The sequence below is a fragment of the Flavobacteriaceae bacterium genome, assembly GCA_003443635.1.
GTDB lineage: Bacteria > Bacteroidota > Bacteroidia > Flavobacteriales > Flavobacteriaceae > AU392.
In genome coordinates this window covers 1,767,553-1,782,438 of record CP031964.1, presented here as the reverse complement: position 1 = coordinate 1,782,438, position 14,886 = coordinate 1,767,553, and the positions used below count along the sequence as shown (strand labels likewise).

Genomic DNA, 14,886 nt, shown 5'->3' with positions numbered 1-14,886 from the left:
CTCTATGTTATTTCAATTCCTGATTTTGTCAAATTTGTTTTTAATGCAGCAATCAATTCTATCGCTTTAGGGTTATCTCCATGTACACAAAATGTTTGTGCTTTTATCTTCACTTCTACTCCACTTGCCGTTTTTACTTTTTCTTGAGTTACCATTCTATAGACGTGTTCAAACATTTCTTCTTCATCTATAATTAATGCATTTGGCAATGCTCGTGATACCAATCTTAAATCTTCATTATAATTTCGATCTGCAAAGCCTTCGTAGATAATAGAAAGACCAGCAGTAATAGCTAATCGTTCCATTACTGAATTATAAGGTACATACAAGTGAATTTCTTTATAATCTTGCATAACCTCAATAATTGCCTTAGCTATAGTTTCATTTTTAGCAGCCATATCATACAAAGCCCCATGAGGTTTGATATGATAAAGTGGTACTTTATTTTCATTTAAAACAACAATTAAATCTTCTATTTGTGATTTTACAGATTTTACTAAATCATCGTGAGGCATTGACATATCTTTCCTTCCAAAGTTTTCTCTATCTGGAAATGAAGGATGCGCGCCAGCTTTTACATTGTATTCTTTACATAACTTAACAACAGTCTGCATAGTCTCTGTATCTCCTGCATGACCTCCACAAGCGATATTACAAGATGATATATTTGGAATCAAAAACGCTTCGTTATCAACTCCTTCGCCTACATCACAATTAAGGTCTACTTTAAATTTTGACATTAAAAAATATTTAAATTAAAAACTTTATTAAGTGTTGCTACAGATAAAAGGATACTGATCGCTAAAATCACAAAACCAAATATATTTTGAATTAAGTTATTACGATATTTCCCTAAAATAGAAGATTTATTCATTATCCAAATTAAAAACCCAGCAATAACAGGTAACAGAATTCCATTAGCTACTTGAGCAAACTTTATAATCTCGATAGGTTTAATGCCTAAAGAAGAAAACAAAACCCCTAAAAGTAAAATAACCATCCAAACTGCTCTAAATTTCCTGGACTTCATATGAGCTTTCCAACCCAAGCAGCCATTTGCAACAAATGCAGCAGCTAGAGGTGCAGTAATCGCACTAGTTATTCCTGCAGAAAACAATCCTATACTCAAAAAGTATTTCGCATAACTTCCAAACAGAGGCTCTAATCCTTTTGCTAAATCTGATGCATTAGATACATCGGCAGATTGAATTGATACTCCCGCCATTATAATACACATCGAGACAATACCTCCAAATACTACTGCGATAATCGTGTCTTTTCTAACATATTTTAAATCACTTTCAGAATGCCATTTTTCTTTTACTAGTGATGCGTGTAAAAACAAATTATAAGGTGGTACAGTAGTACCTACCAATCCTATTATGGTCAATATACTTTCTTTGGGGAATTTTGGTATAAAAGCCCCTTTAAAGACTTCTATCAGATCAGGTTTAGTTAAAATAGCAGTAATTATAAAGGCTAAGCTCATCAGTATTACCATGCCTACCAAAACACGTTCTAACACTTTATAATTACCAATGTATAATAATATAAAAGCAATTGTCCCAATAACAAGACTTAATGCATTAATAGATACATTACCTATAGTTACACTAGGATTGCCTATAATGGTTTCTAGTCCTAGAACACCTCCACTAATATTACCAGCTTCATAAGCTGCATTTCCTATTACAATTGCAGATAAAATAAGAATAAGTGAAAATACCTTAAATACAGGATTTTTAATTTCCTCTCTAATGGTTTCTGATAATCCTTTTTGAGAAATTAATCCTAATCTTGCAGACATTCCTTGAAATACAATTGTTGTAATTATTGCCAAGGTCATCGCCCATAGCAAACTATAGCCAAAATTCACTCCTGCAATGGTACATACCGTTACCGTACCTGGACCTATAAATGCTGCTGCTACTAAGGGGCCTGGGCCTATGTTCTTAAAAATATTCTTCAATTAATTATCTATTTGACTTAAAAGTTCTTGTACAGCTTTTTCTAATTGAGAATCTTTATTTTTTGATTTATCGTCTGGGTTATTGTAAACTTCAACATCTGGAATAGCAGGTCCTAATTCCATATTAGATTCTGAAGCTTTCACATACCATCCTCTAAAAGGCATTCTCACAGAAGATCCATCTATTAAACCTGTAGCTCCAGTTGAAATTACCGCACCAAATGTAGGCTCTCCTACCAACTTACCAATTCCTAATGCTTTATAAGCATGAGAAAAAATTTCTGCATTGGAGTAACTCGTATGGTTCATTAAAGCAATTGATGGTTTTACCCATGATGCTAATGGTAAACGCTCACTAAATGGATAATGATTCACAAAGTTTTTATGCTCTCTTTCTAAGTTTTTAGCAGCACCTCTAGGCACTGTATAAGCGTATTGCTTTACATTTAAGACCGCCATTAAATAATCTGTGGTCCAACCGCCTCCATTATACCTTACATCTATTACAATACCTTCTTTCCCTAATCCAGACGCTGTTAGTTCTCTTTCAAAACGCTCGAAGCTTATCCAGTTCATTCCCTGTATATGTAAATACCCTAATCTTCCACCAGAATACTGCTCTGTTAATCGCTTACGTTCTTTAACCCAAGCATTATAACTTTCTATTCTATTGCTACTTTTGGGGCGAATAACAACTTCCCTTTTAGCAGTTCCATTAACTACTTCAAGATAAATTTTCTCATTAGCAGTTCCAGTAAACAAACTGTAAGCATTTGTAGCTTTTGTTAGCTTAGTCCCATTAATAGAAGTAATCACATCTCCTGGATTTATTTTACTAACTTCTCTATCTCCAGGCATATTTGCTATTACTCCTTCTACCAAAAGACCTCCATTAGCTTGTGGTTTCATTTCTAACCCAAGCAAACCTGTTACTTCTCGTTGTAAATTTTCTCTTGGAGCACCTCCTCGTAACCCCATATGACTTGCATTAATTTGCCCCAACATCCAATTAAAAATTGCTTGAAAATCGATTCGAGTAGATGCTTTTAAAGCTAATGGTTTGTACTTTTTCTTTAATTCATTCCAATTTTGACCATGGAAATTTGGGTCGTAAAAACCATCATTAATAGCTTTCCATGCTTCATCAAATATTTGATTGGATTCTTCAATATAATTAACATCCATTCTAGCTAAAATAGGCAAGCTTTCCATTTTATCATTTGCCAAATTAATTCTCGATAAGGTTCCTGCACCTCTAACTAAATACAAATGGGTTTTCTTTTTGTTTACAATAACCCCTCTTGGTCTAGTGTTATTTTTGGTAATCTGTTTACGATCTCTACCATTCCATTTAATTTTAAACAAATCTGATTGTACATTAGGGTTTTCCCTAGTTCCATTACCAGTTGAATAATATATAGTTTGTCCGTCTTTAGAAACCGCTTGTGCAAATTCTCCTCCAGTATAAGACGTCACCTGTACTTGTCGCTCATGAATATCTTGAAAATCAATAACCATTGAAGCTACTTCTTTTTCACCATTCTCTTTTTTATCTTTTTTAGTTGGTGTATTTGCTTCTTCTTCCCAATCTTGAGTCGTTTTTTGCCAATCCTTTTTATTTAACCAAACAAACCATACGTCGTAATCACTATTATTTCTATTAGAAGAAAACACCAGTTTTTTTCCATCTGGACTCCAAATCGGAGCATTATCTTGTTTTGGATGCAATGATATATTTACTGGCTTTTGTGAATTATCTGCCTTATGAATATATATTTCTCCATTAAAATCTAAGTTTCTCAAATTATAAGCCAACCACTTAGAGTCTGGAGACCATGTATATCCTGTAGGAGTACTCCATCCATCTAAAAGTACTTTTTCATTAGAGAGTTTACCATCATTTATTGAAGCAACAACAAGTTTTCCTCTTCCCCTAAGAAATGCAATCGATTTACCATCTGGAGAAATCACAGGTAAGCTTTCTTCTCCTTTTGTTTTTGTTATTCTTGTTATTTTATGTTTTAAACTTTTAAAAAGATTTGCCTCATTAGGGTCTCCAGATTTAAGCATATAAAAATCATTTTGCCCATCTCTATCAGATACAAAAAGAATTGAATTATCATCTATCCAAACTGGCGTTCGATCTCTATAAGGCGAATTAGATACATTAACTGCTCTATTTTTTTCTTTATTATTTTCTGTAATAAATAATTCTCCTCGTATAACTAATACACTATATTTCCCATCAGGTGATATTGCTCCACCATTAATTCTATTTGTATAACGCTGATGCACTATAGGGTCAAACCTATAATCTGAAGCAATATTAATAGTCACTTCTTTTAATGCTTTTGTTGATGCATTAATCGTATACAATTTATCTGCTTTAGTTGCAATTAAATCATTACCATTAGCACTCATTTTAAAAGAGAATATTCCAAAATCTTTAAAAGAAGTCACCGCATCTATATTTCCTGTTTTTTTACCAGATGCATCAATTGTTAACTTATGAATATTATACCTTCCACTCCTAGATGATTGAAAATAAATGGTTGAATTATTAGCCCACTGTGGATAAAAATCATTTCCATTAAATGTCGTTAACTGGGTATATTTATCATTTTTTATATCATACAACCAGATATTTCTATTTGCAGGTCCTCGATATGCTTCTCTTTGAATTCTACAATTCCCTTTTACAAAAGCAATAAAATCACCATTAGGAGATATTGTTGCATCAAATCCTAGGGCACTCATATATCTGTATGGAGTTCCGCCAGAATTATTTACAATATGAGTTTCGCCTTCACGTTCTACTTGCGCAAAATCTCTTCTAGTAGAAAAAAGTATATCTCCATTTTTGGTATAATCTGTTATATTATCTCCAGCAGAACGATATGTTAATCGTTTAGGCAAGCCGCCATTAAATGGTACTACATATATATCATTATTGCCATACCTATTACTTTGAAAAGCTATAGTCTTTCCATCATGACTCCAAATTGGTTTTGTATCGTAAGCTTCATGAACTGTGATTCGTTTTGCATTTTGTCCATTTACGTCTGAGGTCCATATATCTCCTTGAAAATTGAAAGCTATAGATCTTCCATCTGGACTTAATGCAGGTTCATTTACTAATGGGGTTTGTGCATAAGCCATATTAAAAGCTAGGACACAAGTAAATACTACTTTTATTAAAGTTTTCATTTTGGTTGGTTTTTGGTAATTAAAAGATTCTAAAATTAATTAAAATCTGCAATAGAATTATTTTTTATTATTTCTTTAACACCTCTTAAGCGCAAAAAAAGCCTCTACAATAAAAGTAGAAGCTTTTTATGTTTAAAAATAAAAGTTCTTATTGCTTAATTTCTGATAGCTTTACCTCTTTAGCATCCTTATCCAAAAGAATAACTTCATCAAAACCAGCATCTTTAAATTTAGCGAATTGTGTTGCAGCATCACCCACAACCAAATATCCCATTTTAGAAGCATCCAAATGTTTGTTTGCTAAAGCTTTATGTTTATCTAAAGTCATGGAAGATACAATTTGTTCTTCATTAGCAATATAATCGCCTGGTAAGTTATAATTACTCATTGTAGACAACATTCCTAAGAGAGCTCCTTGTGTTTCAAAGCGACGTGCATTCGATTTTATTAATGCATTTTTAGTAAAATCTAAATCTTCTTGAGAAATCCCGTTTTTATACTTTTCGATCTCTTCTTTAAAAATCATTACAGATTCAAATGTAGTATTGGTACGTACACTAGATGATGCCGAAAATATTCCAGGGATATTGGTTCCACTAAAACCAGTACGAGCTCCATAAGTATATCCTTTTTCTTCTCTTAATATTAGGTTTACATTTCCTGAGAACGATCCTCCTAACTTATAGTTCATTACTGTTGCTGCATAATAGTCAGGATCTGTACGTTTCATTCCAAGGTAACCAATATTAATAACCGATTGTTTAGCATTAGGTATATCTACAAAATATAATGATGCCTTGTCTCTGTTATTTTTAATTTCGTATGTAGGAATTGTCACTTCTTTTGCAGGCCAATTGGATTCTAAATTACTTAAAGCCGCTACTGCTTGATCTTTATTAATACTACCTACAATATGGATATTACTAATAGAAGGTGATATATTTTTTTCATAAAATGCTTTTAAATCATCCATTGTAATAGATTCTACAGATTCTACTGTTCCACTAGTAGGGTGTGCAAACGGATGATCTTCACCATAAAGCAACTTATTAGCTACTATGTTAGCGACTGCATTAGGATTTGCAGCACGGCGTTTAATTCCGTTAATAGTACTCGTTTTAATACGTTTTAACTCTTCTTCATCCCAACGTGGTTGTAATAAAATTTCTTCTACTAAAGCCAATGTTTTATCTAAATTACGTGCTAAAGTATTTCCTTGAATACCTATAGATTCTCTTCCTGTAAACATAAAAATAGAAGCCCCTAATAAATCTATTTCTTCTTCTAATTCTGCAGGCGTTTTATTAGCAGTTCCTTCCATCATAATATCAGAAAGTAAGTTTGCAACACCTATTTTATCAAACGAATCCAGTAAATGCCCACCATCAATTCTGATATTAAAATTTACAATAGGAATTTCGGTTTGTTCTATACCATACACTTTCATTCCGTTAGACAATTCTGCTGTCCAGGATTCAGGTATATTTAATTTTGGTGTTTCTCCATCTGCTGGCTCTATAGAACGATCAAAATTAGATGGTGTTTTTTTAATTTCTTCTTCAGCTTCTGCAACTACAGTTTCAACATTTTCTTTAATCTCTTCTTCAACAACTTCAGCTTTTACAGAATTACTAGCAATTAGATCCATTTGTCCTTTAGGCACAAAACTAGTAATCACATAAGGCTTATCTTTTATATACGTGTTATATACGCGCATAATATCTTCTTTAGTTACCGCTTTGATGTTTTCGATATCTTGAGTCACGAAGCCAGGATCTCCAGTTGCCACACTATATCCTGCCAATTGAAATGCTTTTCCTAAGACACTACTAATACCATTATAGAAATTAGTTTCAGAACCAGCTTTTAGGCGCTCTAAGTCGCGATCAGAAATGCCTTTTTCTTCAAAACGTTTGAAAGATTCTAAAACTGCAGCTTCTACATCTGTTAAATTTTTACCATTATTAGCAGTAATAATTACTCTAAAAGCTCCCGCCAATACTTGTGATCCATTAAAAGCTACAGCATTACTTGTTAGCTCTTTTTCTTTTACCAATACTTCATACATTGGTGCTTTTTTACCATCAGACAATAATTGCCCTAAAAAACGAAGCGCATAAGCATCATCTGTATATTGCTCCACAGTAGGCCAAACCATATTTAATTGTGCAGCTCTAGCAAAATTATCTTCGTGATATAAACGCTTTGTTTCGTTTAACGTTACGCGTTGTGGTTCTAATTTCGCTACTTCTTTACGACGCTTAATTTCACCAAAATATTTATCTATTAATGCCTTTGCATCATCAGTCTCAAAATCACCTGCCAATACTAAAGTTGCATTGTTAGGTCCATAAAAATTATCATAAAATTCAATAACATCTTCAACAGTTGCACTTTGTAAATCAATTAACTCTCCAATAACTTGCCAATTGTACGGATGCCCTTCCGGGTAAATCGCTTTATCTAGCACCCAATTAGTATGCCCATAAGGGTTATTATCTACACGCTGGCGTTTTTCATTTTGCACAACTTCTTGCTGATTAACAAAAGCAGCTTCAGTCACAGTATTAATAAAGAACCCCATGCGGTCGCTCTCTAACCATAATATCTTCTCTAATGCATTTTTAGGCACCACTTCATAATATGTTGTGGCATTTTTACTAGTCCCTCCATTTAGAGTTCCTCCTGCATCTTGAATTTTTTTAAAGAATTGATCTTCACCTACATTTTCTGATTTTTGAAACAGCATATGTTCAAATAAATGTGCAAATCCTGTACGTCCTGTTTTCTCTCTATTAGAACCCACATCGTACTGAATAGCCAAGGATACTATTGGATCTGACTTATCCTGATGTAAAATCACCTGTAGACCATTGTCTAACTCGTACTTTTCAAAATCAATAGATAATTTATCACTCGCTGAAGCACTACTACTATCTTTTTGACAAGCAGTAAAGGCTAAAAGCAATATAGCACTAAACAGTGTTATTGATTTAAATTTAATGTTACTCATAATATGTTTGATTTCTGATTAGACTTTAAATGTAAGTATAATTGATTGTTTTTGTTGTTTATAGAATGTTAAATCGTTGAATGGTAGTAGTTATAAATTATTTTATTTAAAAAATTACCCTAACCATCCTTCCCTATCTAAACTCCTATATTGAATTGCTTCAGAAATATGTTCTTTTGAAATATGTTCTGAAGTTTCTAAATCAGCTATTGTTCTAGATACTTTTAAAATACGATCATAAGCTCTGGCCGAAAGGTTTAAACGTTCCATAGCTGTTTTAAGTAATTCTTTTGAATCACCATCTAATACACAATACTTAGCAATTTGCTTTGTATTCATTTGAGCGTTATAGTGTACTTTATCTGAATCTTTAAATCTATTTGTTTGCAATTTTCTAGCAGCGGTAACTCGTTTTCTAATTTCTACAGATGATTCTCCTTTTCGCTCATTTGACAATTCTTCAAATGGTACAGGTGTTACTTCTATATGTATATCAATACGATCTAATAAAGGGCCTGAAATTTTACTTAAATAGCGTTGCATTTCTGCTGGAGATGAGGTTACTGGCGCATTAGGGTCATTAAAATAACCACTCGGACTTGGATTCATACTAGCAACTAACATGAACGACGATGGGTATGTTACTGTAAATTTTGCTCTAGAAATAGTTACTTCTCGATCTTCTAAAGGTTGCCTCATAACCTCTAATACTTCACGCTTAAATTCTGGCAATTCATCTAAAAACAAAACACCATTGTGTGATAGTGATATTTCTCCTGGTTGCGGGTAACTTCCTCCTCCTACAAGTGCAACATTAGAAATTGTATGATGTGGGCTTCTAAATGGACGTTGTGCCATTAAACCTGTATGTTCTTTTACACGTCCAACTACAGAATGAATTTTTGTAGTTTCTAATGCTTCGTGTAATGTCATTGGTGGTAAAATACTTGGCAGCCGTTTTACCAGCATTGTCTTTCCAGCACCTGGTGGTCCTATTAAAATAATATTATGTCCTCCAGCTGCAGCAATTTCCATACAACGTTTAATACTTTCTTGTCCTTTAACATCACTAAAATCAAATTCAGGGAAATTTAGGCTTTTATAAAACTCTTCTCGTGTATCTATAATTGTTTGTTCTAATAACTTTCCTTTATCAAAAAAATCAATAACTTGTTCAATTGTATCTACACCGTAAACATTTAAATCATTAACAATTGCAGCTTCTTTAGCATTTTGATTTGGTAAAATAAAGCCTTTAAAACCTTCTTCTCTAGCTTTTACCGCAATAGGAAGAGCTCCTCTAATAGGTTTCAAACTACCGTCTAAAGATAATTCTCCCATAATAAGGTAATTTTCAAGATTATCTGCATTAATTTGATTAGATGCAGCCAGAATTCCTATTGCTAAAGTTAAATCGTAAGCACTTCCCTCTTTTCTTAAATCTGCTGGTGCCATATTAATCGTGATTTTTTTACCAGGAATTTTATATCCATTATTTTGCAGAGCTGCTGCAATACGATAATTACTTTCTTTTATGGCATTATCAGGCAAGCCTACTAAGTGATACCCAATTCCCTTATCTACATTAACTTCTACTGTAATTGTTGAAGCTTCTACTCCAAATACCGCGCTAGCAAAAACTTTTTTAAGCATAAAAATTAGTTTGCTTAAATGTAGGAAAAATAATAATAAATATTAATTTTAATTATTCTTTAAGCTAAAAAGAGAGCAGATATATCTGCTCTCTTTTAAATTACAGTTTAAAGTTATTATCTTCCAAAAGGTATAATAAAACCGCTAACTCTACACTCATAAGTGCCAGGAGTAGGATTATTATCAGCGCAAGGAGCACATTCTGTCCCTGGGCGTGTACAAGCATTTAAACAAGATTGTAATGAATTGTAATCACAAGTAGATGCAATAGGTACCCCTCCAAAACCACCACTAATTAATTTTTGTTCATTTTTGTTTAGGGCTTTGCCTAGGTTTTTTAAATTTTTCATAATAATAAGATTTAATAATTATTTAAATCTGTGATCATTTAAAGACACTCACAGTTTGTGTCTAATTACCTCGCGAGAGAATATTTTTAGTTGTTAAACACATTTTTAAGTTGGGAGAAGAAGCGCTGAATAAGGCGCAAGTCTTCAGTAATAATTTCGGCACTCCCATTCATTTCATGTTTAAAAGGGATTTTTTTTTTATAAGAAGTGATCAGTGTTTTAGGTAAAGAGGTATTTACCAGATACAATCCTTCCTCATCAGGAAATAAAGCAATACTTTCAATATGCCCTTGTAGCGTTCCAAACTCAGTATCAGGATAGTTTTGCAATTTAATATTTACCCTTTGTCCCACTTTTAATTTCCCAGAGTTTTGAGCAGGTGTTTTTAATTTAGCGATATAGGCAGAGTTCTCCTTAGGGATAATGGTAAAAAGCAGATCCCCTTGATTAACAGTTTGATTTACCGTCCATGTATTTAAAAAAGAGACCTTTCCATCAGTATTAGACTGTAAGACATAACGCAGCTCCCAATCTTTAATAGCGCGTTTTAATTGATTAAATGATTGAACTGCCGTTTTAAATAGCAGCACCTCTTCTGTAGATTTATTAATTGTAGTGGTTTTAGATGCTTTATTAGCATTACTAATGGCCTCTCTGGTTTGAGAGATAGAATTGCTAATACTTGTTAAATTACTTTCAGCTCGAATATAATTAGCCTCTTCTCTCTCATAAGCTTGAGCAGCAATAAGACCTTTATTAAACATATCCTTATTACGATCAAGATCTTTTTTTTGAAGAGCTAGTTCAGCTTTTCCAGATTCGTATTGTGCTTTTTGTACTTGTAGTCTAAAGGTGAGTTCTTTTTTAGAGATGAGATTTGCATTTTCTTCATTAGAGAAAGGTTGATATTTTTTGTTATTGATATATCTTAAGAAATCAAGTTCAAAGGTAGCGTAGTTTTGTTGAATATCTCCTAGGTTTAAAACAGGGATGGAAGCAATAGGGAACTCAAAGGATTTATTATTAACAGTAATGGTATCTATAATAGACTTGAGAAGAAAGACATCATTGTAGTTAGCTGTGTTCTCTAGAATGGCAAGAGGAGTTCCAGAGCTTACTGTGTCATTATCAGAGACCAGAATAGATGCTATTTTACCGTTTATTGTGGCATATTCTTTTTGAGGAGGGATTATAGTTGTGATTAGTGCTTGGGATGCAATGATATCTGGATATTTTACAAACCAGGAGATAAAGAGGAACATCAGGATGAGAGATAATACTAAGATGTTCCCCCAACGGATCATCCAAGAAGGAGTGGCTTCAAGAATCTCTTGGACTTCTTCACTGCGGAGTTCTATGTGTTGACTGTTTTCTGGCATATAGTTTTATTTTAATCACCCAATTCGAGTTGATTTTTGACTAGGTTGTAATAGTTTCCTTTTAGTTTAATGAGCTGTTGATGATTTCCAATTTCTACGATCTTTCCTCCATCAAGCACTACGATCTGATGTGCGTTTTTTACCGTACTTAATCGGTGTGCAATCACTACAGCCGTTTTATCTTTAAAAAAAGTATTTAGTTTTTTCATGATCACCGTTTCATTATTCGCATCCAATGCCGAGGTGGCTTCATCAAAGAATAGAAATCTCGGATTTTTATAGACTGCTCTAGCAATAAGCAAACGCTGTTTTTGTCCAGTACTAAGACCTGTTCCTTCAGTTCCTATTTTAGTATTCACCCCCAGGGGGAGATTATCAATATAATCAGAGATGTTGGCCACATCAATAGCATGCGCTAGTTTATCTTTATCGACATAATCCTGTCCCACTGCAATATTATGAGCAATAGTATTATTAAAGATATACCCCTCTTGCATGACCACCCCACAGTGCTCACGCCATACCTTTTGAGAGATATTATTGAGATTAAAATTATTGATCGATATATCCCCTTTCTCGACTTCATAGAATCTGAGTAAGAGTTTCATCAGTGTGGTTTTCCCACTACCGCTCACTCCTACAATAGCAGTTGTTTTATTAGCAGGGATGGTTAAGGACAATCCTTTGATCACAGGCTCTAAGCTTCCGATATATCTAAAAGAGATATTATTGAGTTGAATGCCTGAATTCTCAGGGAGTGATTTCACTTTTTCGTCAGTAGCTAATTCCTCATCCTCTTTATTGTGAATTTCTCCTAAACGATCTAAAGAGATTTTAGCATCTTGGACATCTCTCATAAAACTAATAAGCTGACTGATAGGCGCATTGAGCTGTCCTACGATAGAGGTAATGGCCAGCATGGCCCCCAGCGTAATATCTCCATCAACCACTAACTTAGCAGAGAGAATGGTAATGAACATGTTCTTGAGCTCATTAATAAAATTAGATCCTACGGATTGTGTTTGTTCTAAGACAAGATTCTTGGTAGAGATCTTAAAGAGGCGTGCCTGTACAAACTCCCAGTTCCATCGCATGCGTTTTTCAGCATTGTGGAGTTTAATTTCTTGCATACCATTGATAAGCTCAATGACCTTACTCTGCTCGTTACTGACTTCATGAAACCGTTTGTAGTCGAGTTCTTTTCTACGTTTAAAGAAGAAGAGTACCCATCCAACATATAGTAAACTCCCAAAGAAGAAGACACTAAAGATTTGTAAGCTGTAATAGCCCAGCACAAAACTAAAGACGATCAGATTAAAGAAAGAGAACAACATGGTAAGTGAGGAGGTGGTTAGAATCCTTTCAATACGCTTATGATCGTTAATGCGTTGTAATAGATCCCCTGTCATTCGTACATCAAAGAAAGAGATGGGGAGTTTCATGAGCTTTATAAAGAAATCAGAGATCAGAGAGATATTAATACGTGTACTGAGATGCAAAAGAATCCAAGACCGAATAATTTCCAGGGAAGCTCTACCAATAAAGAGGAAGAGTTGAGCTGCAAGTACGAGATAGATAAAGTTGAGATCTTGATTTTTAATACCGACATCGACCACACTTTGAGTTAAGAATGGGAAGATGAGTTGTAATAGACTCCCAGCAAGCAGACCAATGGCTAGTTGTACGACAAACCGTTTGTATTTATAGACATACTTTAAGATAAATCCAAAGCCAAAGGATTGTTTGTCATCATCAAACTCTTCGTTGTAGAACAAGGGTGTGGGTTCTAAGAGTAAGGCAATGCCTTCTTCAGTAGCGTCATTGGCATTGTTACCGATCCAGAACTTGATAAACTCAGTTTTGGAGTATGTTAATAGCCCATGAGCAGGATCAGAGACATAGACAGTATCTTTTTTTATTTTATAGACCACGATATAGTGGTTCTTGTTCCAATGTACAATACAGGGGAAGGAGGCTTGTTTTAACTTCTCAAAAGAGAGTTTCACTCCAAGAGAGCGAAAGCCAAGAGATTCTACTGCATCACTAAGACCAAGCAAACTACTTCCTTCACGAGTGGTTTCGGAGAGTTCACGTAATTGTTGTGCACTAATGGTCTTACCATAATGTTTGGCAATGATCTTAATACAGGTAGGGCCACAGTCTTTAGCCTCGGCTTGTTTGTAAAATGGAAATTTTAATCTCAAAAAATATAATTTAAAAAACTAGTTCAAAAAAAATTGAACTAGTTTAAAACGTTAACTATTTATGATTTACAATACTGATGCATTGAAATTCAGAAGATATAACATCATTGGGGCCAGGGCCACAGAAAATTTCGACACATTCTTGATTAGATGCACAGCCTACACCGCACGTTCTATTACCACATCCAGTTGGTGTAATAGTAAGCTCTCCTCCATTAATAGTTTTTTGTTCTTGTCTGTTTAGGGTTTTACCTAATTTTTTCAAATTTTTCATAATAAAATGATTAATAAATTATATTTGCTGTGAACATTTAAAGACACTCACAAATTGTGTCTATTCTTCGCGAGAGAATATTATTAATCCCTAGTTTAAATTGATTTTCAACTAGATCTTATGACAGTATCTTTATTTAATTAAAGTCTTACAATCATTAATAGTTATAATTATTAGTTTCGATTTGCTTGTAAAAAAGAACTTATCATTCTTTTAGTTTATTTATAGTTCCTTACAAAACAGAATGGTCAGTAGCATTTATGTATTTCAATCTTTTGTACACTCACAAACAACTAATCCCTATATAATCTACAGTAACTTTCAGCGCAACTATCTATGATTTGAGTCTTCACAATCTCTACTAATAAATTCTTGTTCCTTTCTAGTAAGCGCTTTCACTTTTTTAGTTTTCTAAAAAGTTTAAATCACTACAATATTTAAAAATTGTATTAATGTCAAGTTTTCTTTGATAGAAGTAGTCGATTCAATAATTATGAATCGACTACTAAGATATAGTTAAGTTCTATAGTTGATTACAGCTACTTGGGCAGCTACAAGAACAAAATCGTTGGCCTGACGAGTAAATAAGGCAAGAAAAATAACCCCCTCCGCTTTCGCAAGCGTTTTTCCTTGCTATTTCTCTGGCAGTTAGCCCACCACCGGCATTTAATTCACCACCGTTGATAGTTTGCTGTTCTTTTCTAGTAAGTGGTTTAACACCTTTTAATTTTTTCAAATTTTTCATAATAAAATGATTAATAAATTATATTTGCTGTGAACATTTAAAGACACTCACAAATTGTGTCTATTCTTCGCGAGAGAATATCTTGTTCAGTA

10 protein-coding genes are annotated in these 14,886 nt (G+C 33.6%); all 10 read right to left on the bottom strand.

The features are described from left to right. Positions 1-2: 2 nt before the first annotated feature. The 10 genes from pxpA to D1817_08065 all read right to left on the bottom strand — a co-directional run bounded on the left by pxpA (position 3) and on the right by D1817_08065 (position 14,794). Positions 3-740 (bottom strand): 5-oxoprolinase subunit PxpA, encoded by a 738-nt coding sequence (pxpA, locus tag D1817_08110; GenBank protein AXT19845.1) that lies wholly within the window; start codon positions 738-740, stop codon positions 3-5. Continuing rightward, entirely contained in the window at positions 740-1,969 is a 1,230-nt protein-coding gene (locus D1817_08105) for a divalent metal cation transporter (protein AXT19844.1), read from the bottom strand. Before D1817_08105 ends, pxpA begins: the two co-directional genes overlap by 1 nt. Further along, positions 1,970-5,176, bottom strand: a complete 3,207-nt coding sequence (locus D1817_08100) for a peptidase S41 (protein AXT19843.1) — start codon at positions 5,174-5,176, stop codon at positions 1,970-1,972. A 148-nt stretch (positions 5,177-5,324) separates the two neighbouring features. Continuing rightward, positions 5,325-8,189 (bottom strand): insulinase family protein, encoded by a 2,865-nt coding sequence (locus tag D1817_08095; GenBank protein AXT19842.1) that lies wholly within the window; start codon positions 8,187-8,189, stop codon positions 5,325-5,327. 114 nt (positions 8,190-8,303) lie between these two features. Further along, on the bottom strand, positions 8,304-9,842 hold the full coding sequence (locus D1817_08090) for an ATP-binding protein (protein AXT19841.1): 1,539 nt from the start codon (positions 9,840-9,842) through the stop codon (positions 8,304-8,306). 116 nt (positions 9,843-9,958) lie between these two features. After that, complete coding sequence (locus D1817_08085; protein AXT19840.1) at positions 9,959-10,192, bottom strand: hypothetical protein; 234 nt, start codon at positions 10,190-10,192, stop codon at positions 9,959-9,961. A gap of 86 nt (positions 10,193-10,278) precedes the next feature. Then, positions 10,279-11,571, bottom strand: a complete 1,293-nt coding sequence (locus tag D1817_08080) for an HlyD family efflux transporter periplasmic adaptor subunit (protein ID AXT19839.1) — start codon at positions 11,569-11,571, stop codon at positions 10,279-10,281. Between the two features lie 11 nt (positions 11,572-11,582). After that, a complete protein-coding gene (locus tag D1817_08075) occupies positions 11,583-13,775 on the bottom strand; it encodes a peptidase domain-containing ABC transporter (GenBank protein ID AXT19838.1) in 2,193 nt (730 codons plus the stop codon). Between the two features lie 55 nt (positions 13,776-13,830). Beyond that, positions 13,831-14,049: a hypothetical protein gene (locus tag D1817_08070; GenBank protein AXT19837.1), complete on the bottom strand. Its 219-nt coding sequence runs from the start codon at positions 14,047-14,049 to the stop codon at positions 13,831-13,833. A gap of 523 nt (positions 14,050-14,572) precedes the next feature. Continuing rightward, entirely contained in the window at positions 14,573-14,794 is a 222-nt protein-coding gene (locus tag D1817_08065) for a hypothetical protein (GenBank protein ID AXT19836.1), read from the bottom strand. Positions 14,795-14,886 lie beyond the last annotated feature (92 nt).